Annotated in this window: 24 protein-coding genes and 1 tRNA gene; 21 read left to right on the forward strand and 4 right to left on the reverse strand. The window is 54.5% G+C overall.

Annotated elements, in window-relative coordinates; all coding sequences use genetic code 11:
• The first annotated feature begins 114 nt into the window (after nt 1–114).
• The 6 genes from HDF15_RS13960 to HDF15_RS13985 all read left to right on the forward strand — a co-directional run bounded on the left by HDF15_RS13960 (nt 115) and on the right by HDF15_RS13985 (nt 6,319).
• Nucleotides 115–660, forward strand: coding sequence for a hypothetical protein (locus HDF15_RS13960; protein ID WP_184256527.1), 546 nt, complete (start codon nt 115–117; stop codon nt 658–660).
• A 126-nt stretch (nt 661–786) separates the two neighbouring features.
• Nucleotides 787–1,383: a hypothetical protein gene (locus HDF15_RS13965; protein WP_184256529.1), complete on the forward strand. Its 597-nt coding sequence runs from the start codon at nt 787–789 to the stop codon at nt 1,381–1,383.
• Nucleotides 1,384–3,564: a hypothetical protein gene (locus HDF15_RS13970; protein WP_184256531.1), complete on the forward strand. Its 2,181-nt coding sequence runs from the start codon at nt 1,384–1,386 to the stop codon at nt 3,562–3,564.
• A gap of 247 nt (nt 3,565–3,811) precedes the next feature.
• On the forward strand, nt 3,812–4,876 hold the full coding sequence (locus HDF15_RS13975) for a hypothetical protein (protein ID WP_184256533.1): 1,065 nt from the start codon (nt 3,812–3,814) through the stop codon (nt 4,874–4,876).
• 208 nt (nt 4,877–5,084) lie between these two features.
• Complete coding sequence (locus HDF15_RS13980; RefSeq protein ID WP_184256535.1) at nt 5,085–5,243, forward strand: hypothetical protein; 159 nt, start codon at nt 5,085–5,087, stop codon at nt 5,241–5,243.
• A gap of 251 nt (nt 5,244–5,494) precedes the next feature.
• The gene (locus HDF15_RS13985) at nt 5,495–6,319 is read left to right on the forward strand and encodes a hypothetical protein (RefSeq protein ID WP_184256537.1); all 825 of its coding nucleotides are present in this window, start codon (nt 5,495–5,497) and stop codon (nt 6,317–6,319) included.
• A 232-nt stretch (nt 6,320–6,551) separates the two neighbouring features.
• On the opposite strand, the gene HDF15_RS13990 is transcribed toward HDF15_RS13985, so the two are convergent.
• On the reverse strand, nt 6,552–7,427 hold the full coding sequence (locus HDF15_RS13990) for a hypothetical protein (protein ID WP_184256539.1): 876 nt from the start codon (nt 7,425–7,427) through the stop codon (nt 6,552–6,554).
• Nucleotides 7,428–7,553: 126 nt separating this feature from the next.
• Here HDF15_RS13990 and HDF15_RS13995 point away from each other — a divergent pair, with 126 nt between their 5' ends.
• From HDF15_RS13995 to HDF15_RS14010, 4 genes are all read left to right on the forward strand, one after another.
• On the forward strand, nt 7,554–7,820 hold the full coding sequence (locus tag HDF15_RS13995) for a hypothetical protein (protein ID WP_184256541.1): 267 nt from the start codon (nt 7,554–7,556) through the stop codon (nt 7,818–7,820).
• 706 nt (nt 7,821–8,526) lie between these two features.
• A complete protein-coding gene (locus HDF15_RS14000; protein WP_184256543.1) occupies nt 8,527–9,792 on the forward strand; it encodes a hypothetical protein in 1,266 nt (421 codons plus the stop codon).
• A 164-nt stretch (nt 9,793–9,956) separates the two neighbouring features.
• Nucleotides 9,957–10,688, forward strand: a complete 732-nt coding sequence (locus HDF15_RS14005) for a hypothetical protein (protein ID WP_184256545.1) — start codon at nt 9,957–9,959, stop codon at nt 10,686–10,688.
• 57 nt (nt 10,689–10,745) lie between these two features.
• Nucleotides 10,746–11,447 (forward strand): hypothetical protein, encoded by a 702-nt coding sequence (locus HDF15_RS14010; protein ID WP_184256546.1) that lies wholly within the window; start codon nt 10,746–10,748, stop codon nt 11,445–11,447.
• Nucleotides 11,448–11,734: 287 nt separating this feature from the next.
• On the opposite strand, the gene HDF15_RS25925 is transcribed toward HDF15_RS14010, so the two are convergent.
• Complete coding sequence (locus HDF15_RS25925) at nt 11,735–12,235, reverse strand: 50S ribosomal protein L7/L12 (protein ID WP_260331080.1); 501 nt, start codon at nt 12,233–12,235, stop codon at nt 11,735–11,737.
• Between the two features lie 152 nt (nt 12,236–12,387).
• Here HDF15_RS25925 and HDF15_RS14020 point away from each other — a divergent pair, with 152 nt between their 5' ends.
• The 11 genes from HDF15_RS14020 to HDF15_RS14070 all read left to right on the forward strand — a co-directional run bounded on the left by HDF15_RS14020 (nt 12,388) and on the right by HDF15_RS14070 (nt 23,274).
• Nucleotides 12,388–13,158 carry a hypothetical protein gene (locus tag HDF15_RS14020; protein ID WP_184256548.1) on the forward strand — a complete coding sequence of 257 codons (771 nt, stop codon included), beginning with the start codon at nt 12,388–12,390 and terminating at the stop codon, nt 13,156–13,158.
• Between the two features lie 12 nt (nt 13,159–13,170).
• A complete protein-coding gene (locus tag HDF15_RS14025) occupies nt 13,171–16,866 on the forward strand; it encodes a hypothetical protein (protein ID WP_184256550.1) in 3,696 nt (1,231 codons plus the stop codon).
• A complete protein-coding gene (locus tag HDF15_RS14030; RefSeq protein ID WP_184256552.1) occupies nt 16,867–17,418 on the forward strand; it encodes a hypothetical protein in 552 nt (183 codons plus the stop codon).
• A complete protein-coding gene (locus HDF15_RS14035; RefSeq protein ID WP_184256554.1) occupies nt 17,415–17,810 on the forward strand; it encodes a hypothetical protein in 396 nt (131 codons plus the stop codon). The genes HDF15_RS14030 and HDF15_RS14035 overlap by 4 nt, the downstream gene beginning before the upstream one ends.
• A 1-nt stretch (nt 17,811) precedes the next feature.
• Nucleotides 17,812–18,378 carry a hypothetical protein gene (locus HDF15_RS14040; RefSeq protein WP_184256556.1) on the forward strand — a complete coding sequence of 189 codons (567 nt, stop codon included), beginning with the start codon at nt 17,812–17,814 and terminating at the stop codon, nt 18,376–18,378.
• On the forward strand, nt 18,378–18,599 hold the full coding sequence (locus HDF15_RS14045) for a hypothetical protein (protein ID WP_184256558.1): 222 nt from the start codon (nt 18,378–18,380) through the stop codon (nt 18,597–18,599). Before HDF15_RS14040 ends, HDF15_RS14045 begins: the two co-directional genes overlap by 1 nt.
• Before the next feature lie 740 nt (nt 18,600–19,339).
• Nucleotides 19,340–21,421, forward strand: coding sequence for a GDSL-type esterase/lipase family protein (locus tag HDF15_RS14050; protein ID WP_184256560.1), 2,082 nt, complete (start codon nt 19,340–19,342; stop codon nt 21,419–21,421).
• Between the two features lie 70 nt (nt 21,422–21,491).
• The gene (locus HDF15_RS14055; protein ID WP_184256562.1) at nt 21,492–21,986 is read left to right on the forward strand and encodes a hypothetical protein; all 495 of its coding nucleotides are present in this window, start codon (nt 21,492–21,494) and stop codon (nt 21,984–21,986) included.
• Nucleotides 21,983–22,591: a hypothetical protein gene (locus HDF15_RS14060; RefSeq protein WP_184256564.1), complete on the forward strand. Its 609-nt coding sequence runs from the start codon at nt 21,983–21,985 to the stop codon at nt 22,589–22,591. Before HDF15_RS14055 ends, HDF15_RS14060 begins: the two co-directional genes overlap by 4 nt.
• Nucleotides 22,588–22,827 carry a hypothetical protein gene (locus tag HDF15_RS14065; RefSeq protein ID WP_184256566.1) on the forward strand — a complete coding sequence of 80 codons (240 nt, stop codon included), beginning with the start codon at nt 22,588–22,590 and terminating at the stop codon, nt 22,825–22,827. Before HDF15_RS14060 ends, HDF15_RS14065 begins: the two co-directional genes overlap by 4 nt.
• Before the next feature lie 12 nt (nt 22,828–22,839).
• Complete coding sequence (locus HDF15_RS14070) at nt 22,840–23,274, forward strand: hypothetical protein (protein ID WP_184256568.1); 435 nt, start codon at nt 22,840–22,842, stop codon at nt 23,272–23,274.
• Between the two features lie 184 nt (nt 23,275–23,458).
• Here the strand turns inward: HDF15_RS14070 and HDF15_RS14075 are convergent.
• A tRNA-Lys gene (locus HDF15_RS14075) sits at nt 23,459–23,534 on the reverse strand.
• A gap of 236 nt (nt 23,535–23,770) precedes the next feature.
• Complete coding sequence (locus tag HDF15_RS14080; protein WP_044178743.1) at nt 23,771–24,625, reverse strand: menaquinone biosynthesis family protein; 855 nt, start codon at nt 24,623–24,625, stop codon at nt 23,771–23,773.
• Nucleotides 24,626–24,968: the final 343 nt, after the last annotated feature.

The raw sequence follows: 24,968 nt of genomic DNA on the forward strand, positions 1-24,968 counted from the left end.
GTGAACCGCGGGATGTGAAATTGACTCCGGGCCGGAGTGCAAAAGTAATGAAGCGCTTGGTGGAAGGACAGCACTATTCAATGCGGCCGATAGATAAATCTTCGAATATTTTTTATGAAAATGAAGAGCTACATGTGGGTTCCAGTTCTTATTGCGGTCTCGATGACAGGATGCAAGGCGAATTCGGGAAAGATTCCCAATCCTACCCATTCTCAAGCTGCCAGGAAAGCCGATGTGCCGCCCTCTTCTAAGCCGAAAGAGACTGTTGTCCAGGTGAAATGCCCGCTGCCAGGCAGTAATGACCTAGGCGACTCAATGTCTGAGGATGAAATAAAGGACAACGCGTATTTTTGGAACGAGGTTCAAACTGCAATCAGGGAAGGTCGCCGGGACAAGGTGGTGGGGTTTATGCACTATCCTTTATTAGATGGCGTAAAGGGGCGTGTATCTGTACGCTCAGCACACGAGTTTGTAGCAGACTACGACAAGCTATTTCCTGTTGGGCTTAGACAGTACATTCTTGGACACGACTCTTCCTGCGTACATAGGGTGGGCGACAAGGGCTATACGATCGGGAGTGGCGTGCTGTGGTTTGATATTTACGATAAAGGGGAATTTCGGATCTTTACGATCAATGGAACAGAGCCTTGGGATGACTAGGCTGGTAAGGATGCGATGATGTGGCAACCATGTCATTCGACAAAAGGGTCTGATACCCCGTCATTTGCGGCGGGGTTTTTCATTGACTAGACCCTGATTGGCGGTTTTAGCAACAACGAAGAGGGCGTGGAATACACCAAGACCAAAAAGAGTCCTGGTGTATTCCACGCCCTCTTCGTTGTTGCTTATTGGGATGCTGTATTGCCTGCAAAAGCGGGAATTGTGTTCCTGTTTTTCGATTTCTCTCGAGAGCGAACGTTAGCCAAGAGTCAAGACAAAAAATGCCGAATATTTAGCCCCAGTTTGATGGGGTTATGGGCGTTATTACAAACGTTACTAAAGGAGGCAGTGATGGTTGGTGAATCAGGTAAGTATTACCGCAGCGGGCATATTGCTCGTAGGATGGGCGATTGGCCCACAGGAAAGAGCAAGATGGACGTCTCCGATGAGGATCGCGATCAGTGGGATGACTGTCACGATCGTGGTGACTGCGAGGGCAAGTGTGAGGTCGAGAAGATGCTCGACGGCTATAAGTGCGTGCATCATGGGCCGGATGGGATGGAAGAGCGTGAGCATCCCGACTTGCGGAGCGTGATGGAGCATCTGCGCGAGGTGTTGGGTAGCGACGACGATGACGATGACTTTGAAGAAGAGGAACACATTGCCCCTTCCAATGCAAGGTTTTCAAACGCCCTGAAGGGCCTGAACAGATTGGGGGACTAAGTGTCCGACGAACAAGAGCAGGATCAGCTCGACCAGCATCTGCAGAGTGTTCTGCTTTCGTTGGTTCGCAAACACACGACGCGCGATTCAACCGCGCGTCGTGTGCAGGTGCTGGATGCACGCACCCAGCGTTTCTTTTATCGCGGCCTGCAGTATCTGGCATGGGATGCGAAGGACCAGGCGCTGGTTTCGATTAATGGACTTGCCTCGGTGACGGAGGATGCAGACACTGCGGCCAGCTATCGGCAGACTTTTAATATCTACCAGGCCTATGCGAAGAGTTTTATGGCGGTGTTCAGCCAGAACTCGCCGAACTCGCGGGCAGAGGCGGATGACCCGATGAATCCGTTGGATATTGCCGCGGCAGCTGAGGCGAATAAGGCTCGACGGATTATTGAGAAGCAGAATCCGCCAAAGGCTTTACAGATCGACGCGGCACGTTTGTTGTGGACGGATGGGATGGTTGTGACCTATACGCGTTCGGTATCAGATAAGGACGATAAGCCGGGGGAGAAGATCGACCTCTTCGGTGTACTCGAGACGCGATTTCCGATGACTGCGGGGACGGTTGCGGAGTGTGGGTATGCGCAGATCAACACGGAACACGATGTTGCTTTTCTGAAGTCGAAGTTCCCCGAAGCTGCGAGCAGGATTACAGCCAGCGACAGTGGCGATGAGTTCGATCGCATCTCCAGGTTGTCGGTGGCCCAGGGGATGAACCAGCAGCAGGTAAATACGGGGAACTCCAGCGCATACCTTGCGACTTTTAGCCGGACCTGGATGCGGCCCTGGGTGTTTGAAGAGTTGCCCGATGGTGAGGACAAAGATGCTCTGAAAGAGGCTTTTCCGCGTGGCTGTTACGTGGGGTTTGCTGGAGAGACTTATTGCGAGAGCCGGGATGAATCGATGGATGACCACCTGGCGCTGTGCCATGCGCTACCTGGTGATGGAATGCATCGTCCGTCGCTGGGCAAGTCGATGATGTCTGCTCAAGAGGCGTTCAACGACATGATGAACCTGGCGCAGGAGACGTTCGAGTATGGAGTCCCTTCGACCTGGGTGGATCAGGATGCGATCGACATCGATGCGATCACGGAGCAGGAGTCGAAGCCGAAGATGTATCTGCCGTTCGAGCGGCAGAACGATGCTTCGGCGGAGAGTCACTTCTTCCAGGAGGCGGCGGCGGAACCTTCGCCTTCGATGATGTCGTTTATGCAGGATGTGCAGGGGCCGCTGTGCCAGTTTCTTACGGGGCAGCAGCCGTCGTTGTTTGGTGCGGAGATGGATGCGCAGCAGACAGCGTCGGGCTACTCGATGGCTCGGAATCAGGCGATGGGGGTGATGGGGCTGAACTGGTTACCGTATGTTCAGTTCTGGTCGACGGTGATCGGGCAGGCGGTACGTGCGGCTGCTGAAGTCCGGTCGGGTACTCTTTCGGCGCTGGTGCCATCCAGCGGAAAGAGGGGGCAGACCGAGACTGTTTCGGTGGACTTCGATGCGCTGCGCGAGGGCAAGGCGCGATGGACCCCTGAGACGGATGAGAACTTTCCTGACTCGTATGCCGAGAAGGTGAATAAATTTAGTTCTTTCGTTCAACAGTTCGGGTCATCGGCAGCGGGACAGGCTATTCTGCAGCAGCCGGATAATCAGGCGTTTGCGAAGAACCTATTGGGACTGGAAGATCTGGTCATTCCTGGGGCGGACTCGCGGGATAAGCAGTTGGTCGAGATCAATGAGTTACTGGCCGCTACTCCTATTCCGGATATCCAGGGATTTGCGGCGGCCATGCAGCAGTGGCAGGGAGCTGCGCAGCAAGCACAGACCACGGGGCAACAGGCGTCGCCACCTCCGGCACAGCAGCAGTTTCAGTCAAGCTCGATCTCGGTGGATGCGGATTTTGATATGCATGCCGTGGAATTTGCGGAGGTGCAGACCTTTGTGAACTCTCCTGATGGGCAAAAGGCGAAAGCGCAGAATCCGTTGGGCTTTGCGAATGTGCGGCTGCATGGGTTGGAGCACAAAAAGGTGATGGATGCGCAGCAGGCCGAACAACAACAGCAGCCGGATAAGAAGCTTCCGCGAGAAACTATCAATTTCAAGGACATGCCTCCGGCGGGGCAGGCACAGATGGCGGCACAGGCTGGGATTACGCTGCCTCTGCAACAGCAGCAGAAGGCATAGGCGATTCAATTACGAAGGCAATGAGGAGTGAATCATGGGTGGTTATAGTGTCGATCCAACAGGAGCGAAGCCGGTGGCGGCGATATCCCAACAAGGGACTTCGGTAGATATAGATATGGCGGATGCTGTTGTGGATCCTGGGCATGATGATGGGGTGGCTACCGGCAGAGAGGATGCTACTCCCGGCACTGAATCGAGTGAAGAGACACACGACGAGACCGCCGATCCTCGGGATAAGGCTGCTTCTGTGGACGCCGATGTATCGGGTGATGGAAGGCAGATTCCTCCTGCGCTGCGTTCGGCACTCAACGACCTGCGGTTGAGCGATCCAAAGCTGGCGAACCGGCTAAAGAACGTATGGTTCGCGGACCTTGCCTTGAAGAAGGAGTTTCCTGGCGGGTTGAACGAGGCTCGTGCGTTGCGCGAGTTCAAGGAGAGGCTCGGGGGCGATGAAGGGATTCAACAGATCGAGCAGGAGCGGCAGAGTTACAGGGATCTCGACCAGCAGTTTGCGGCGGGTGACGTGAAAGTGCTTGATCATCTTGTGGGCGTTTCTCCAGAGGGATTTTCGAAGCTCGTGCCGGCCGCATTTGGAAAGCTAGCGGAGGCGAACCCTGAGCAATTTCGTCATGTTATGGCGAGGGTTGCGGCAGAATCGATGCCCGAGGGGCTGATTGCTGCGATCCATCAAGTTCTGTCATCTCATGAGGGCACAACAGGGTTAGCACAGCATCTGGTGAATTGGTATAACCCGTTGATGAGATTGGCACAGAGTGCACCTCAACGGCGAGTGGAGCCCGAACGCAGACGATTGGATGCTGATCGCCGGCAATTTGAGGCGCAAAGGCAAGGGACGTTTCAGCACGGCATTGTTAAGGAGATAGAGCAGCATGGTGGCACGCAGTCGGATAAGATCATCGACCAGCTCTCAGGAGGGAAGCTCTCGTCCGAAGCAAAGTTCAGGCTGCGGGGGGTTATTACTTCTGAACTAAATGCTGCTCTGCGCGGAGATCCAAGCTTTATTCAGAAGCGTGATCTGCTGTTGGCCGAAGGGGACCGCAACAAGATTCTCACGAATTACAAGGCCGAGGTAGGCAAGCGCTTGCCGGAGATCGTGAAAAGAGTGCATCGCGAGTTTTATGGTTCGACGAGGCCAGTAGTGAAGGCTCCGGTGGATATTGGAACAGGGCGTGCTGCACGGACCAGCCGACAGCCGAGCACCAGTGAGATTGATTGGACACGTACTTCCCGCCGAGATGTGCTCGATGGCAAGGCATATGTAAAAGGAAAATCTGAACAGATACTTTGGTGAGTAAGATTTTGCGACATTTTGAGCGTGAGTCAACGGTGAGAGTTATAAGGAGAAACTATGGACGATCTGGGAAATGATCCAGCGAAAGATAAATTAATAACTACAACTCCTCTGACGCAACAGCCGCGTCCGACGGAGGTAGCAACTGACCAGCTATTGACGAATACGGCTCTACAGTCTCCCGAACCCTCACAGGAGCCTTGGGAAAGTGTTTTTCAGCACACCCGAAAAGCATTTCAAGGCGTGGGCGATGACGCAAGAGGCTTACCCGGATCAGAAGAAGCTTCAGGCGCTCAGTGGGCCGGAGTGCCATATGCACCTGATGTTACGGGTGCTGATGCTACTGCCCCTTGGGTATCTCCTGTAACTCAATCGTGGAGTCCCTCTACTGGCGGCACCGCTATACGAAACTCGCAAAATCAATCGTTGCATACCCAGTCCAGTAACTTCCTTAGGAACGGTTCACCTCAAAGCGTCATTCCCAATACTCAAAGGACTACTGGCCCGATAGTTGACAGGGCTCCCAATACGCAACCACAGTCCTTCTTTAGTGCCAATCCAGATCCAGGAGCAATTGAGCATCTACGCGAGACCGTAGCCAATGGAGCGATTGGGCACATGTTAGATCGAAATGCTCCGGATCTTGGAAAATGGCTGCGCCTCCTTCCGACAGAAAATTCTGGATCTCCAGAGTATGAAGAACACGGGAATCAATTACTTCCGCTCGAGTATATGGCACCTTACCTCCAACCGAATGTCTCCCCCAATAGTTTGCAGGGACGTACACATTCTCTTGGCGTTGGTATTGCGAAAGGTACTGGGGAGTTAACAAGTCCCGAGAACCTCGCATTTATTGGTGCTACCGGCGGGGTAGGGGAATTGGGGCCGATGTTGGAAGAAGCTCCAGCGATTGCACGTTACATGCCTGCTGCTGCGAAGGGGGCTCTTATGGGTTGGAGCGGAAACAAGCTTATTAATCACTGGAAAGATGCATGGGATCAGTACCGGGGTGGCAATACCAACGAAGCTCTTGAGACTCTTGGGTCTACGCTTCCAGAAAGCGCGCTGCTGGCGAATGATATTCGAGAGGGAGCGATGGAAAATAATCACGACCATGCTTATGAGTCTCCCCATAGCAACTTTCAATATGATCCAGCGCACCCTATGTCCTCTCCATATCGGTTGACAAACCTAAAACCTGAGTATCTGGGCCCTGATGAAATACCGCGTTCGCTGTTCGAGCCAGGTAATCATGGAGTTGGCCATCCACGAGGGCTATTCGATCAGCCTGCGCGACCGTTTGGATTGTTACCGGAGCCAAGCCCACTCGTATCTGTTCCTCGGCCGCGGTCACTTCCGGCAGGCACTCTTCCGAAGGGGCTATTGGGTAATGGTGTTGGTTCAAATTCTTTGGCATTGCTGCCTACTAATTCTGCCCGATAGGCCGCATTGGTGGCTCCCCAATGCGATGCTCAGGTACAGCCAATGCTACCGTGAACAACCCACTTTATAACCCACCCCCGTCCATGTAAATTCGCACTAATCAGGAATTTCAATTTCATACGCAATTGAGTTTATTTAAATTGGATTTGGGTAGCCGTGCATGGAACCCGCTTTAAGGTCGTGGATCTCGATGAGCTGTAGGTTCTTCGTTGCCATCATTCAAAACGTAAAATTAGTGATCCGGTTCTATTGAGTCAGTGTTACTGGTTTTTTTATGCAGTGTTCTTCTAAAGTGCCCTTCGAATGCCATACCCAGGGGGATCCACAGACCGACAATCAACCCTCCAATTATGGCTCCCATTAAGGCATCATGTAGTCGGTCATGGCTTCCTATAGCATTGCTGGCAGTATAGAGGGCTCCATATACAGCGCCACCTAAGGTTGCAAAAAAGGTAACTCCCAAGAACCTGGTCAATAGGACGAGAACAGGAACTGTATCTTCTGTGTCGCCCCATATATTAAGTACTGGAGGGGCTTTCGCAAGAATGTTGGGGGCTGTTCTTGTGAAATCTCCCAGGAAGGGACTGATTAGAGCGCCAAGTAATGCTGCAAAGACAGCCATATTTACAGCTTGCTGGGCAATGTTTGTTCTGGATAATGTCCCGTAGAGCGCTCCAAAAGCGGCCCCGGCCGTGGCAGAAATAAGGACTACAACTACCACTCTGGCTAATATTTTGTAACCTGGTGTTTTGTTGTCTATATCATGCCAGAGATGCAGTGTTGCTGTGGGTTCCTGATGGGCTGCCGGTGCTTCTGGCAGATTGAGGTTATCGAAAGTCTGGCGAGGACCTTTACGTTGATACTCTCTTCTGATTTTCTCTTCGAGTGTGAGGGCAAAACGGTCAAAGGATGGGCGAATCCATCTCTTATTCAACGCTCGGGTTGCTACCCATGTGATGATGCCCGTCAGGGCGCATGACAACCCAAAGACAAATGCCGAAGCACTGTTACCGATCAGCGCAGTGATAAGAGCGCTGATTGGTCCCATGGCTGAAAAGAAGATAATGCATGCGATAAGAAGACATATTGTAAATCTCAGTCTGGACATGCTTCACCGTCTCCGTCCGCGACATATGCGCCACGGAACCTTATGGTTCAAAGTATATCTTCGGTTGGAGTTGTACCGACGATATATGCCATTCATTATTGGATTTACGGACAATGAGCGGGGAAGATGCCGGTTCGGTGCGGAATCTGGGGGTGGGACGTCGTCAGTGAGATTGAACGAGATTGTGGTGCGCAGGCGGGTAAGATCATCGATCAACTCTCTGGAGGAAAGCTCTCGTCCGAAGCGAAATCCCGGCTCCGGGGAGTGATTACTGCCGAACTCGATGCGACTCTGCGTGGGGATTCAGGGTTTGTTCAAGGGCGCGACCGATTGTTGGCTGAAGGGAATCGAAACAAGATTCTCACGAGCTACAAGGCTGAGGTCGGCAAATGAATAGAACGGCTAGCGTGCGGTCTTGGGATAAAGATTTCTAACTGCAATTTGCTTGGGTTCATCCCGTTCTTCTGGCATAGTAGTTCTTGAGTAGTTCACAACCTGATGTGCCCGTCTCGCTGGGCCTGATACGGCGAGTTAGAGCTCCTGATTTACGATGGAGCCCCAGTGGGAAAGTCCAGTGGGTTGCGGCACGGGTTGTTGTATCCGAAAGGCACTTTGAGGCCCCCTTGTTTTGGCCTGGCATTGTTGCTGCTACTGGCGAAGAGCGGGAGGAAGCAGGTTCCTCACTGTGCTCGGAATGACAACCAGGAAGGCAAAGGCAACAGCCAAAGCCAAAGCGGATTCCCCACGGGAACGACAGAAAGAAAAGCAAAGAGCAGAAGCGAAGGGTTCTGCAGGCACTGCTGCAAATGCGGTTGATGTCTCATGCTCTTTCAAGATTCGCGGCGAGTCGCAGGGATACGGACACCCTGAACACAAACCGGGGCGAGCCGCAAAGAAGCCTGTAGCCAGGCCAGGTGCGCGAACCTGCCTCAACGCGTGATTGCTGCAGGTCTCTTCTTCAGCAGAGCCGAGGCTGGAAGGAAAAAACAGAGTGTAGAGGATAGAGTGTGGAGGATAGAGAAGGCTTTTCTCTAAGCTCTACACTCTGTTTTTCTGGGAAATCGGTGGCCGGCAAGCTCAAAAGACTTACAGGAAAAATATGTCTCAGTTCAATGCACAGACCCTTGGTTTGCAGCTTGAGAAGGTGCGCGACAAAGTACCTCTGCTTTATCAGCAGGACCACTCTCTGTTCGATCGCATCATGAAGCGGGATGTGGAGAAGGTCTCCTCGCGCAATATGCGCATCCCGTTGAAGATCCTGGCAGGCGGCAAGGCTCGCCAGGTTAATCCGGATGGCGGCGGTCTTGGCCGCGGGTCCGGCACGACGTACGACATCGCACAGGCTACGCCGGTTTATCTGGCCTTTGCGTCGGAGATGAGCTATCTCACTGAGATCTCGACCGACAGCAAAGAAAAGGCTGTCGAGAATGCGGCGAAGGCCGAGCTCGAGAATGCGATGGAAGGCTTCCGCACCTTTGTGGAGGCGCTTCTGAACACAGACGGATCGGGGACTCTCGATTCGGTGGCGACGGGGACGGGGACGGTCGTCGGTTCGTTCCAGATTATTGTCAACAACGCAAATGCGTTCTATGACAATCAGGACATCCAGATCTTCTCTGCGCTGGGTGGAACGAACCGCGGCAAGGTGACCATTCTTTCGGTGGATGCCAACAATAAGGCGCTGAACCTCGCCGCAGCAACCCCGGTACCGGCCGGTACCGTTCCCGGTGATTTGCTCATCATCGACGGCGCTCCAGGCACGGCCGCTTCGTCTCTGTTCGGCATCGAGTATCACCATGTGGACTCGAATGTGGGCACGTGGATGCAGCTACAGCGCTCGGCATATCCCGGCAAGCTGGATACGCCGCATGTTGGAGCGGCTGGATCACTGATTACGCCGGTGCTGGTTCGTATGCTGATTCAGAAGCAGCGGCGTGCCCTGGGTGCGGCGACGGGTGCGAAGGACTCCATGCTCTTCCATCTAGGATTGGACCAAGAGGCAGCGTGGGAAAATGTGGGTTCTGTGGTCTCGCAGGTCATTACGAACCAAGTTACGGGGTCGAGCTCGCAGGACATGCTGAAGAAGAATGCGCCTACGACGATCGCGGGACGTTCGACGCTGGTGTCCATTCATGCGCAGCCCGGACGTATCGATCTGCTGGCTCCGGACCACTGGTTCCGCGCAGAGAACCGGGCGATGGATTACTACGATGTCGATGGCCAGACCATCTTCCCGACGTATGACACTACCGGAGGCATCCAGACTACCAATATCTTCTACCTGTTTACCGGTATGCAGATTTGTATGGATGGTCCGCGGTTTGGGGCGTACATGGATGGGCTGATGTTGCCGCCGGGATACTAATGGCTTTGTGGGAGGCACGAGGGATCGTGCTTCCCGTGAAGTTTATTGCCTTCCAGGGCGGCGTTTGTGGGGAGGGATGAACGAGGGTGAGGAAGCAGGCTCCTCGCCCTTCGCTTCGCTCGCGGGCTCGGAAAGACAAGCAGAAAAGCAAAAGCAGATTCCCTGTGGGAATGACAGAAAGAAAAGCAAGAGCAACGGCAAAAAACGAGAATCCCTACACCGGAGAACCGAGATCCTTCATGCTTATTCGCAATGACTATGTTGGCCCCAGGAACGATACTGCTGAACGCGTTCTTCGCCGGTTTGGCCAGAACCCTTTTGGCGAAAATATCTATCGCGCGGTTTGGGCTCCGCAAAAACTTATCTGGAGCTATGAGGAACAGGTTCCGGAGTATCCGAATCTTGGCGAGGAGTGGGTGCTCGAGAAGTGGCTCTCTGTTGAGGATGATACCGGCGGGATGTCGCGGGCTGAATGGGAGATCAAGAACTTCGATGTAGAGAGTGGTAAGAGCGTCCTTGGGCCCTATCCAGCTTATGGTTACTACAACTTTTCCTTTGCGTTGGGTGAGGGGGTGCCTTGCAACGCTCAAGCGATGGAGCTAATTGCCCAATTAATTGAACGAGGCAAGTTGTACAGCGCAGCAGAGAAGCAACTAGCCCTGAGGCAGCGTGAGGAAGATCGTAAGCTGCAGCAGCGACAGAAGATCTCCGATGCCGTTGATGATGTGCAGACCGCAGCGATGCGTGGTGCGGCGTTTTCAGGCTTTGGGGGACACTCGACGGATAAGCGTCCGGATGATATGCGGATTAATATTTCGCATGAAGACCTGCTGCGTAGAAGGCCAGAGCTGGGAAGACGCGGTGGGCACCAGATATCAGCAAGCAGGAAACAGTAGACAGGGAACAGGGAAGACGCTTTGTCCGTTCCCGCTGCGAGAACTCAAAGGAGATGCATGATTACAGCAAACGAAGTAGCCTCCGCTGTCGGCGGGCTGAATAAGCGGGCGCGTCAACCTATCCCGGATGCGTTGAAACGCAATCCGCCACTGTACATCTTCAATATCTATGAGATGAAGCATACGCGTGGGCTGGGATCGCTGGGCACCTTTCGTGTGCCGGCTTGTGAGCCAGGTGAGGCTTACTCGAAGCCACTTATCGTTCCGGGAGAGTTTTTCGATGAGTTCGACCGTGGTGAAGGCTCGCTGGGGTGGACCTATGAGACAGGTGCTGACGTTGCGAAGGCTATCTTGAATGTCGGCCATCGTGATGGAGCTGACCTGAGTGCCTGGGGAGTATTTCTCGCCGCCGATAAAAAGCCTACGCGGGAGGAGTTGTCTGCGGCGCGTGAGAAGCTTACAGCCAAGATGCGCGAGGTGCTGGCTGCTGGCGATGCACTTGCCTTGCAGGGAGATAGTGGTCTTGCGCAGATCCAGGCGATGCATCGTAAGGCGGCGCATTATTTGAAGCAACATCGCGACTGGATCAATGCTGAGCCTGTTGAGATGCGTGAGTGCCACGGCTGCGGAGCCTTCGTGAAGCCGACGTTGCCGCGCTGCCCACAGTGCAAGGCTCCGTTCGACTTAGTTAAGTGCCGTGAGCTTTGGCCGATGGAGTATCCGATTATGGCTCAACGATCTACCACTGTGGCAAGGTGAGGAGTTGTCAGGTTGTTAGCTCTCAGTTGAAGCGAGTTCTAGCTTTCTCTACTGAGGGCTAACAGCCAGAAGATGCCATTTGCTCGGGTATGAATCGGCTCCCGGCAAAGTTTCCAACTACTTCAATACACCGCAACCAAGCGTGGACGATAACGAGCAGAGGTTTCAAGGTCCACCGATCATCTTGAAATCTCTGGCCCCTGCAGCATTCCCCAGCAGCGGAACGCCCAGAACCAATCTCTATGGATGGACCGAGTACCAATGAGGCGCGCTAACGTTAGCGATGTTCACTGAATTTCGATAGCTGCAATGCCCTCGAATTTTTTAGCGATCACCGCAGCCTCTTCTCTTGAGAGGTTCGTCTTCACGGTTCTGGGTGTGCCCTCTACGAGGTCTTTGGCGTCTTTTAGACCGAAGCCGGTAACCTCTCGTACCACTTTGATGGTGCCAATGATGTTTTTGCCGCGCTCTTTCAGGATGATGGTGAAGGCGGTCTTGTATTCCGCCGCAGAGGCGCCTATCTGGCCAGGTACCGGAGAGCCGAGTAGAAAGCTGATGCGAGCATCTATTTTGGCCTCGAGTATGGAGTTCATACGAGCATCGATGCGAGCGTCAATCTGGCTGGTGTTGAGTTGATTGGATGAGCCGTTGAACTGATCTTCGCGCTGCTTTGTATCGGAACGACTGCGGCCCAGGCCTCGAATGATGCCCTTGATGATCTCGTAAATAAGAATGACAGTGGCCGTTGGCAGCAACGACTGCCTGATCCATTGATCCCAGTTGTTCATGCTTCCTTGTTCCGTCCGTAGCGTGGCAATTACAAGACCTCAGCAGTATATCTTCCGGCGCAGGTGCAGGGCTGTCTGTCGTTATGCGTCTGCGCATGATTACCAGATTTTCATCTTGCATCGGCCGCTCATAGCTACAGGAGAGAAAGACTATGCCACTCGTCGAACTGCCGCCGCGTTCGCCCTATCCCACGCTGGACCATGTGCTGCGTCTGGCGCGTGTTTATACCAACGATGCTGCGCAGACGTTGGATGGAAACCTGCTTGCTCTGTCGCAGCCTTACACGCTGGAATATGTGAACTCCGCCTGGCACAAGCTACAAGACGAGCTTGCGGAGGCCGGAGCGCCAAGGTTAGAGCGCGAGGTGATTCTGCAGCAGGTTCCTATTGCTTCTGCGCTTGACCCTGCCGTGCAGGTCAGTGTGAGTTATATAGGCAGCAATGATGGCGCACTGCTGTGGTCTTCGCCAATATTGCCACAGGACCTGATGGAGCCAATGCGGCTGCATGAGCGGCAGACCGGGATGATTGGGAACTTTATCCCCATGAAACAGTCGACAGATGGGTTGCCACGTATTGTGCAAGGGCAGCGACTGCGCTGGTGGGACTGGGAAGATGACAGCCTGTACTTTACGGGCGCGACGCAGTTGAACGATCTCTTGCTGCGGTATTACGCCTATCTGCCCGATATCCCAAACGATCCAAAGGCTCAGCTCGGGATTCTGCGCTGTCAGCGAGCGATGGGCTTCTATATCGCTGGAGAGTTTGCCGCAGCTCGCGGATCGACCGCTGCAGCCGATCTGATGAGTAAGGGCGATGACGCTGTGCAGAAGATGACGATTCGTATTGCGCGGGTCAAGCAACGGCTTTCGCGCAGGCGTAAACCGTATGGACGAGTGCGCGGCAGCGCCAGTAACTACTAGGAGGAGAAACTCATGGATAATGCCGCTGGATCTGTAGATGTGTCACTCGACCTGTTTGGTTCGCTCGATACGGAGCTTGTTCCGTCTGAGCTTCCGGAGGGGGTATCGCCGGCAAATGTCGATGTAGCCTACCTGCCCGGCAGCGTGTTTACAAGGCCTTCGCGCAAAGCGGCGTTGCTTATGCCGCCGTCGGCTCCTATCTATGCTAAGACTTATGTTCCTCCGACGCAGAAGCCTGTGACGATTCTGCTTGGGCAGGACGGGGGATTCAGAACTATTGACGGCAGCACATACACGACTTTCGGGAATACGATCCCGGGCAATAAGGTCAAATCAGTGACTGCTTTCGGGCGCGAATACTTTGCGATCTCTGACGGCAATCTAGGGCAGGACATCCCTCGGCAGTTCGATGGGACCTTCTTCGACCGCGTGACGCAGGATGGTCCCGGCGCACCTCCGGCAATAGCCAATCTCCAGCACCCTGGCGTATCTATGGCAGCGAGCAGTAATACACTCGTGCGAAACAACAATCAGGTTCTGTGCACTACTGCTGCGCCACACAATCTGAAGGTCGGCTATCAGGCGCAGATTTCAAACGTCCCAGATTCCAATGCGACCACGGTGAACCAGACGGGTCAGGCTAGCACATTTTTCGCACAGAACGACTGGCAGCAGGGTGGCGGCGGAACTTACGAAACAATCAGCGAGCCGACGACTACGGCGCTGGGTGATCTTATTTTCTCCGGATTCGGAATGGCCATCCCAAACACTGCGACTATCCTCGGGGTTGTAGTCGGAATGGGTTTGATCTCGCAGAGCCCCACGGCAGGCATACTTTCGCAGGTATCTCTCTGGAACTCCGCCGGCATCCTTGGTTCCGCGAAGCCAGAGAGCACCGAGTTTACAAACGTAAACACACAGCAATCCTATGGATCATCGGCAGATACGTGGGGTCTAACACCCGATAAAATAACGCCTGCGGTTATCAACGATCCAAGCTTCGGATTCTCGGTTGCGGTCAGCCAGCCAGACAATGTCAGACTGTTTATCACTCAGGTCTACCAGATCACGGTCTATTACACCCTGTCTGGTTCGGGAACTGTAGGCATTGTTTCTAGCATCGTCATCAACAACGAGACGAATCCAGGACAGGCTCTTGTCACAACCAGCGGCCCTAATGGGATGGTCCCTGGCACGTTCTGCTCGATCAACGGAGTAGAGCCTGCACCAGTACCTGGAGGCTTGTCTGCGGCGCAATGGGCGACAGGTCTAACGACGCTTCGGACGGTGAATAACCACAATCTTGGCCCCGGAGCAGTGATTCAGGTTTTAGGGGTCGCTACATCAACGAGCGGGACAGCGTTCAGTTTCAATGGAAACTTTACGATCCTGACGGTTCCCTCGCCTGACCAGCTAACCTACGAGCAGACGCCAATAACGGCTAACGATCCTGATGTTATCGATGGAACCACCACCAGCGCATCGGTGAGCGTTTCATGGCCCATCCCTGACAACACTACAACGCCAAGCTATTTCCAGGTTCAGTCGTGCCCCACGCTCGAGTCGTTCTATATCTCGCTGAATTATCCAGATGGGATATGGACGAATGGGACCGTGGGGTTCATCTGGGAGGGCGTGTTTTATGTGAGCCAGGTGGTGAGCCCGACTCAGTTCTACTACGCGCAACAGGGCCCTAATGGAGCCACTACGGCGGTAGGAACTGTAACTCCGTTCGGACAGGCATCGCCCGGCACCCATCAGATGGTTGTAATGTTTCAGACGCGTCAGGGTGGCATAACAAAGCCTTCGCCCTCAATTCAATTCATCGCGAATGGTGGGCAGTATCTCAACGTCACGAACATTCCTATAGGGCCATCTAACACTGTAGCGAGGATCCTGGGCTTTACCGGAGCATCGGGTGGAAACTACTTTTACCTTCCTGTGCCAGCCTCTCTGAATGGTCAGGTGACGTCGACCTCGACGCTAATCCCAGACAACACGACGACCGAGATAACGCTCGACTTCAGCGACAATGCGCTTTTTGCAGCCACGGCTATCGACATACCGGGGAACAATCTGTTTGCTCAAGTCGTGCTTGGTCCATGCCTGGGTGTCTTCTCCTATGCCGATCGGATGATCTGGTGGGGAGAGCGTAACAAGATCCCGAACCTGCTCAATATGGGTTTTGATGGTGGGTATCAAGCGTCGACGCCGGCAAACCCGCTGGGTTGGACTGTTGGATCCGGAGGAGGAGGTGCGCTCGTACAATCTCCATCGGATGCCGGAGGGGCTTGGCAGATTACCGGCGACGGCACCAGCAACCAACGCGGGCTCATCTCCCAATCGGCCTATCAAGACTCTTTCTTTGCAGCCATCCTGCAGCCTTCCACGCAATACACCTTTCGCTGCTGGCTGAGTTCACCAATAACGGCGGGGAACCTGGGAGCCTTTCTGGTCAACTCAGGCGGCATCATCGCCACCGCCTCTTTCATCATTCAGGCTGGTACTGGTTTCGTTCAGGCTGATTTCTCCGCGATGACGCCAGCGCAGATCACGCCCGATACAGAGCTTCAGGTCTTCGGTATCAACCTCCAGGCTGGTCAGGTAATCGTCATTGACGAGATGGAGATCGACTATACGGACAATCTCTACATTCCATATGCACGCGTCTCCTATGTGAACAATCCCGAGGGCATCGACGGCGTGACGGGAATTCTCGGGCCTGATTCTGATGCGAACCCAGTCCGTACCTTCCAGAAGCATCGCGACAACCTTTGCATGTTGACGACGGGGCCGAACGGATCGCTCTATGAAACGCAGGACTCCTCTGGTTCAGAGCCTTCCTCATGGAATGTCGCGCAAATCGCTACTCTCTGCGGCGCCACCTCGGTATGGGGCGATAGCTCGGGCGAAGATTGGTTTGTGTGGGCTTCCGATACGGGTTTGCGCGCCTATGAAGGCGGCGAAGTCTTCAAGATTTCGCAGGAAATACAGACACTCTGGGACGCGATCGCAGCACCTCAGAACACGGTCGTGGTGAATGATCCTGTAACGCGTAGGATCTACATCCTGGTGTCCTTAGCCTCCTCATCACCCGCGACCTATGTTCTTGACTATCGCGAGCTCAACACGGCGGCGGCGATCGACGGCAGCGGACCTATCAAGGTCAGCTATTCCGGGCGCGTCCTCTCTACCGATGTCGTCCGCAAGTGGACGACATGGACGGGGCCCGCGACATTCGGGGGCTTGCTGACGTTGCCGGATGGGACGAATCAGATGTGCTTTACTGGCGCTGGTGTTTACAAGCTTTTGAACGACCAGCATGGCATCGACGACGATACTGGTTCCTTTCAGGCGACGTATACCACCTATGCCTTTACCGGCACAGACAACGAACGCCAGCTTCAGATAGGAATGCACCGCAAGCTCTTCGCCTTCGTCTCCCTGAGCGCAAGCGGTCTAGGGCAGATAAGGCTTGTACCGCTCGCAGAGAGCTTGGCTAACAGGTGGGCTCCGACGCCCTGGCTGCCGCTGCAAAGCTCGAGTATGTTCGATGTCGAATGCGGTCTAAACGTGCTGGCTACACGCTGCTTCTTTCGCATCGAAGGACAGCCGGTGGCGCCCGGAGGGCCTTCATTCTGGAGCATGAACAAGATGATCTTCAGCGTTCGTGCTGATGCGCTGATACCTGTCCGAGGAGCATTTTAGGTGGCAAATCTCAACCCTCGCAATATGGCCTACATACGGTCGATTGATCCAAAACTGCACGAGGCTCTTTTGGACATCGTAAATGCACACAATAACATTGCGCGGCAGGTCAACGCCGATCCTACGAGCGTAACGCCGCCGCCACCGAAGATCTCCGGACTGAATGTTGTCGAGAAGAACGGTGTGTTCGACGCACAGATTACCGACCACTCGGAATTCAATCGGGGGGCGAGCTATTTGCTCGAATACTCGGATACGCCGAACTTCCAGAATGCGCACACCGTTCATCTGGGGCCATCACGCAACTGGCGAGGCAATTTAGGAGCGGGGCCGCTACATTTCAGGGCCTATAGCGCGTATGGAAGCTCGGCTCCGAGCGAGCCGGTGTATCACGGCGGCGGATCTGGGATTGTTGTAGGCAGCGGCGGTACGGTAGGACCTCCGATGCAACAAGGTATGGGGAGTGGGACTGGAAGTGCTACCCAGACGGCACAGGGCTTCGGTTCGTTGCCTTATCGATCAAGCACCGGAAAGGCACCGACGCGCGGATGAAAGTTCGTAAAGCAGCAGAGAGCGATGTCGCCAGGCTGAAAGAGATTTATGAGTTGCGTGGCTTCGAATGGGAGTTCCCAAAGATGGAAGAGTTGATAGCGGCTTATGTATTCGTAGACGACGCCGACCGTGTGGTGATGTTCGCCGGAGCTGTGGCGATGGCATGCACGACACTGCTAGCCGATTCTTCATGGTCGACGCCACGCTGGAGGCTTCAGGCACTCGCAGAACTGCATGACGCAGTTGAACTCGAAATAAAGGCAAAGGGATTTACTCGTGGCCTGGCTTTTATTCAGCCAGACCTCGCAAAACGGTTTGGATCGCGTCTCAGTCGAGCATTCGGATGGGTCAGCGGAAACGGCTGGGCGCATTGGCACAGAAAGGTAAAGTGATATGGGATCTTCGGGAGTCAAACAACAGGACCTCGCGAACAGCGGGTATGCACAAAATGCAGCCACAACGTATGGCGGCCAAGCTAGCGGGCTTTATAGTTCACTCGCGCCCGCGCTCACGGCCGAGGCGTTCAATCCGCAAGGTTTTGGACCAACAACCCTCGCGAAGATGAACACTGATTCTCAGCAGTCCCTCGGAGGCTCGAATGCTGGGGTTACTGGCCAAGCAGGACTTGAGGCGGCACGCACACGCAATGCCGGTGGCACGACTGCCGCGTTAGATGCGTCCAGCCAGTCTGCCCAGCGTCAGAACTCCGAAAATGCCATCGGCACTGATCTTCAGGATGCAAATCTCGAGCAGAAACAGCAGCAGGAGGGCCTGAGCGGCCTTAGTAGTTTGTATGGAACGAATGTGAATGCGGAGATGGGCGAGCAGGGAATTTCTAATCAGGCACTCAATAATGCGGGTCAGATCCAGAATCCATGGATGAGCCTGTTGCAGCAGGGGATAAAGAGCGGTGGAGAAGTCGCATCGGCTGGATTCGGCAATGGGGGAGCTTGGAGTTGATGGATCGTGCTGAGCTCTATAGTGGCCGGGATGATCCGCGCACGATCTCTGTCCGTCATTGGATCTTCACCGATTTCATTCGGTCTCGCGCCGGGCGTGTGGTGTGCGTTCTCTATTTGAAGTTCGGTAAGCGCACCGCCGTCGCGATTCGTAAGTACGCAATGCTGCGCGCTCTATTCAGGGCTCTGTTTGACTGTGCTCTTCGGAGGTCGCAGCGCTAATGTCGACACAGCCGATCTCTTACTACATCGCGAATCCTGGGTCTGGGGCATTTGCTCCAGGAGCGGCAAAGTTTTTTAGTAATTTTCCGGCTAATCCATTTTGGTACAACTCGAACGTTTTCACGAACAACGGTAAGTAGGGTAAGCACGAACCCCTATGAGGCAGAAAGTTAATCAATGCTTTTCTTCAACGCGGCTCTTGAAGCCCTCGACGCAAGCTTTGATGGAAGAATTTCCGAATAACTTGCTTCTATACCTCAGGGTTGTCTGAAACCCGGCTTCATCTGATCTGGGCACAGTTATTACTACCTGAGTAAATCCTATGGTGGTCCCAGCGGTCAATTAGGAGGCATGAGTAAAAGTCACAATCCAATAGGCCTTTGTTTTGTCAGTCGCGATGAGTAGTGCTCCATTTTGATAACTGTGCATCGGGCACATCCAAGGTTTCTGTGTGTCTGTTTGGCTCACGATATAGGAAGTCTTGGCGCTATAGATCACATCTGGGAGCGGCACCCTGCTTAGCTGCTAAGGCTAGTAGCTAAACGCACAGCAAAAGGAACAGAGTCGCACATCGCAGAAGCGTTTCATGATGGTGATAGTGTACTCGAACATCTTTATTTATGCCGATCGCGCCAGGGAGATGGAAACGGTTACCGTACAGCAGTGATTTGATCGACCGCAAAAAACAAATTCAATCAGGCCCTCTTCGGAGGGCTTTTCTATTGCACGAAAGAGGACCTATGTCAGGCATTCGATACGACGGCAATATCACAACCGCAGCACAGAATGTTCCCTTGGGTGCAGCAGCTCCCATGTACACGATGCCCTATGCCCAGGTCACAGTCTATGAATACGGAACGCCTCCGCTTACCCTCGCGACCTTGTTCGCAGATGGGGCACTGACAGAGCCGATTCTGAACCCGATCACCACTGATTCGCAAGGTCGGTTCGGGTTCTGGATCGTGGCAGGCGTGTATTCCTACACCGCAAAGTCGGCGAACGGCGTGCTGATCGGAAACTACAACCTGACACTGACCGCCCCTCAAGGGCCAATGGGAACGCCGGCGACTGTGGCGATCGGGACTGTGGGCACAGGAGCACCAGGCAGCGCCGCGAGCGTGAGTAATTCCGGCACTCAGAGTGCGGCCGTGTTCAACTTCGAGATTCCGCAAGGCCCCGTCGGGCCGACCGGAGCACAGGGCCCCACTGGCGCAACTGGAGCTTCTGGCGCGAACGGCGTGGCGTCGATGGCACAACTGGCGTCTCTGCGCGTCAATGAGCCGACCCTCCAAAATTTCTACAATCCTGCGAACGCGGTCGCAAATTCATTTGTGAGCCATGTCGATGGAACGATCAACACTTTGGCGAATTTCACCGCAACCGGTTTCATTGTGGCGAACGCGGGTGGTTCGATGACGTCAAGCCTTCCCCTCGCTAACAACGGAAACGCTGGCGTAGCATTTTACGATGGCAATCTTACTTTCATCAGCGGATTGTCCCCAACAACGACAACGTTTTCTGTCCCGGCAACAGCCGCTTATGTCAGGCTCACCTGGCAGACTTCGGTTTTGGCCGCCGCGGTCGGGCTGGTCATGGTAATTGCGGGCACTGTGCTTCCCTCTCCGGCGATCGCGTTCGGAACCTACGCGACAAACATCATCGACAGCAAAGACCTTATGACAGTGGCTCAGGCTCAGGCTGCTGTGGCAGCGGGGCAACCTCTCGTTATCAACCTTTTCGACCTGAACCGCATCACGGTGGGTGCCTACAATACCCTTACCAACGCCATCGATCCAACCCAGACGACGCTGTATGTCTCTGGGAATATGCCCGTTGTCGGCGGCCAAACATACACAATGGCAAAGGGAACGGGAGGAGCATCAAATTCGAGTTTTGGAGGCGCGTGGCTGGATGCAGCCAAGAACGTAATCAGCACATTTGCCACTCCAGAGACAGACGGGGAAAACTTCACGGCACCCGCAAAAGCGGTGTATTTCCTCTTCACGGGAGTCTTAGCGAGCTCTGAGGGTGGACCTGCCGTGCAGATGTTTACGGCTGGAACGACTGTGCCTTCGCCTTACATTCCGTTTGGGCGATCGACTCCAACTCCCACGGCGGCGACCTACTCGACGGGCAACGGCAAGAACATCGGCGTGTTGGGCGACAGCTTCTCCGCCTGGTTCAACAATGAATGGCAGAATATCGTTCTCGCTCGCACCGGCGCGAATCTTACGTTTCAGGATTCGCGAGGAGGTCGACAATGGACGCAGGCCCTTGAGTGCTACGGCACGGTCACACCGGGAGCGGCGCTGTCGACCTATAGCACCACTTACCCGATCATCGACCAGACGAATTTTGCATTCAATCTGACAGGCCGCGCTCCGCAGATTTCCACGCTCGGAAACACTCTCGCTCAGAATCTCGCCACCACGGAACTGCTGATTATCGAGTTGGGTGAGAACGACAGCACCTATGCCGTAGGGGCTCCGAGCGATCCTACTACAGCAGGAACTCTCTGGGGAAACATGAGATGGGTCGTGGAGGCCTATCTCACCGCAAAGCCTACTCTGCGAATTGTCATGATCGGTAACACATATCGAGGCGACGCACCGACGCTCGCGGCACAGCAGGCCGTGGCGGCTGCGGAGAAGGCCTTCGCTCAGTCCTATGCGATCCCTTATCTGGATCTCTTCAACGTGGGCGGTAACTCACTCTTCACAAATACGGCCTACACGCGCACGGACTTCATTCACCCGAATGACTTCAATTTCCAGAACGTGTACGCACCGGCAGTGGCGAACTTCATCCAGCAATGGTTGTAAGAGACTTTGAGGCGAGTGCAGAGAGAAGGCTCTTTGGGGCCTTTTCTATTGCGCAAAGAAAGGAACACGGATGGCGCCAAGCTTTGATTTGAACGCGTTGAGTACAGCCATATGCAAAGGCGTGGTGGAGGGGAATGCAGCCCTGGTGGCGAACCTCGTCGCTCAGGATGCGCAGCGCCACAACCTGCACGATGCCGTGCAGCAGAATGCGGACAAGGTGTGGGAGATCGACGGGGAACTAAAGCTCCTGAAGGGGGTGATCGTGTCTCTTGTCGGAAGCGGTGATGGATCAAGCGGGATGGTTCCACGGCTAGAAAAAGACCTGAAGCAGATGAGTGGCGACGTAGTCCTGCTTGGTGCCGAAGTGCGGGATATGCGCGCCGATGTAAACAACATCGGAAACGACATCCGGGCGATCCGAAGTTCGCAGACTGAGGCGAAGTCCTGGATGGACGGCTGGCGCGGAGTTGGGATCGCAGTGGGGATCATTGGGACGTGCGCCACAGTGATCGGCGGAATCATTACCGGCATCGTCTGGTTGTTTACACACGGAGTGCAGCCGTGACCTACATCGACGCAGAATGCATACAGATTCCAGTCTGGGAGGGCAACGAAAACTTCCTGTACCTGGACTCGGATGATCCACCGAATGCGACCACCGGTCAGGGCCATCTCGTAGCCAATCTGCACGACTCACAGCAACTCCTCTGGTACATGCCAGACGGCACACCTGCGACCTCCGACCAGATCGCGGATGAGTGGCAACGGGTCAAGGCTATGCCGGGTGACCGCGATGCTCAGTTTTATAAGTCGCTCACCGGCCTGCATCTTCTCCAGTTCGATATCGATGCACTCACACGTACCTCAGTGCAGGCTCTGGATGAGCCGCTGCACGTCCTATATCCGGCTTTCGACTTATTTCCCCAGTGCGCACAGGTCGGCATTGCTGACATGGCCTATGGGCTGGGGATTGGAGAACCTGTGACAACGGAAAGGCCAGCTACCGGGCTGCATGACTATCCCGCCTTCAATGCCGCGGCCAACTCCATCCCGCCGAACTTTGTGCGAATGGCGCAGGAGTGCTATCGCGACAGGAACAATCCGGCTTTCAGCAAGCGCAACTCCTGGACAGTGGCGCAATTTATTCAGGCTTCAAAGGAGGCAGTTTGAGCGACCAGATTGAAGCTAAGCAGTCCACTCAAAATCAATTTATAGGCCTCGCCATGGTCGTTTTTGGGATAGTCGCCATCTTCGTAGGCTGCAGATTCCATTATGCGGAACTGACGACTTCAGCCGCCGGCGTTACCGGCGCCGGTATCAACATGCTGACTAACCAGATTCGCAACGCCCTCAACAACAAGCAGGGTGGGACCATCAACGTGGCCGATTCGGCCCCAACTGTATAAGAGAGGGCATTCATGAACATTTTTTCGGAAGTGGTAAAGGGACTGACATGGGTTGGTAAGGAGTTGGCAATCGTCCCCGACTGGATCAAGAAGGTTGTCACCGTTACGAACGACGTCGAGAAGGACGCCGAAATATTGCTCCCGGAGACGGTTCTTATTATCGAGGATGTGGATGCTCTGGTTGTGGCGGCCGTGAAGGACTCAGGTTCTGCAATCACCTCAGCCGAAAACCTGGTCGCCGCCATCACTACTGCAGCAAAGGCCGATGCGCTCAATATCTCAGATGATGAAGCTGTCCTGGTGGCGTTTAAGGCCTTTATTGCCGAGGTTACGACTTCGAGTAACTATGTCGATGTCATCGCCGCCGAGAAGAAGTTGGTGGTTGACTTCGACGGATTCAAGGGAGATGCCGTTGCTGCTCTCCAAAAGCTCGAAGCCGACGTTTAGGCCGATCCTCTTTCCTGCAACAAAAGCCCCGCGAATGCGCTTACGCGCATGGCGGGGCTTTCGTTTTTCTCCCGGCGGACTGTAGTTGAACAGCCCATAATAACGAACGACAACGTGAATGCTGGAGGGTGCCCGGATGCCTCTCAGCATGTTGCGTAAGTTGATTGATGTCTAAGGAAGAAATTGGTGGACGCGGTAGGGATCGAACCTACGACCAGTCGATTAAGAGTCGAATGCTCTACCAGCTGAGCTACGCGTCCAAGCCTTGAATCTCACTCGGGAGAGTGAAGAGCGAACATTTTGGCTCGCTAAGGAATGCGCGGGAGAACATCACCGCACGAAGATAAGTATAGCACGATTTGACACGATGTCTTGCGTTTTTGGTTGTGGAGAAGCGTGGTGTCCGCCAGCGTTTTGGAGGAGGTATTTGCTTTGAGGTTCCAGCTACGAGTTGCGAGTCACGAGACCTGCAACTCATAGCTGGAACCTTGTGGCGTTAGCCTACGAAGTCTACGTTGGCCTTGTGTGGGATGATGCCGCGTTCGTAGCCCATGTCGAGGATTTTGCGAATGGCTTCGCGGCCGTCTTCGCCGTAGTTCAGGGTGCGCTCGTTTACGTACATACCGACGAAGCGGTTGGCTAACGTTGGGTCAAGGTCGCGGGCGAACTGCATTGCGTATTCCAACGCCGCTTCGCGGTGGTCGAGCGCGTGTTGAATGCTCTCGCGCAACGCGTTTGTCGTGATGACCTGCACCTCTGTGCCCAGGGAGCGGCGGATGGCATTGCCTCCCAACGGCAACGGCAGGCCGGTTTGCTCGCGCCACCAGACGCCGAGGTCGAGGATTTTCTTCAGTCCGTCGCGCGTGTAAGTGAGTTGGCCTTCGTGGATGATGAGCCCGGCGTCGAACTCGCCCGCCACCACGGCGGGAATGATCTTGTCGAAGTCGACCGTAACAGTCTCGATCTCCGGAGCAAAGAGCTTCAGGGTGAGATAAGCCGTGGTGAGAGTGCCGGGGACGGCGATGCGGAGCTTCTTCACTTCGTCCAGGGTGTAGGCCTTGGGGGCAACGATCATCGGACCATAGTTCTCGCCGACGGAGCCGCCGCAGGCCATCAGGGTGTAGTGCTCCTGAAGGTACGGATAGGCGTGAAAGCTGATGGCCGTAACATCGTAGAACTGCTCGTTCATAGCCTTGCGGTTGAGCGTTTCGATGTCCGTGAGCGTGTGGTTGAAGCGATAGCCCGGAACGCGCACTTTGCTGGTGGCGAGTCCGTAAAACATGAACGCGTCGTCGGAGTCAGGGCTATGGGCGATGCTGATGTCGTGAATTTCAGTTGATGCGGAGGTCATTCTGTCCTTACTGATGTTGAGGTCTATCGTAGCGACTTTTCCTGTATTGCGATGGAAGAAAGCCGGAAGACGAGGGGAAGGCGGGTTGGGCAGGTACGGTTTGCATCGTTAGTCTTCGTCATGGCGCTTAGTGGTGTGGCCTAGTATGGCTGAGGGCGTATCGTCTACGATGCGTCCGGGGCGCCGGCGGAGACCTGTCCGGCGAATGTGCTGTGCGATTGATATGGTGGCCCACAAAAGAGCAATCAGCGCCAGAATCGAGATGGCAAAAAGGACATGCATGGGCCTTGCTAAGGATAGCAAAGCCTGAAGGCGATGGGGGGCGCCGGTGTTCGTTTCCGAA

Origin of the sequence: Granulicella mallensis (assembly GCF_014203225.1) — a bacterium.
Taxonomy (GTDB): domain Bacteria; phylum Acidobacteriota; class Terriglobia; order Terriglobales; family Acidobacteriaceae; genus Granulicella; species Granulicella mallensis_A.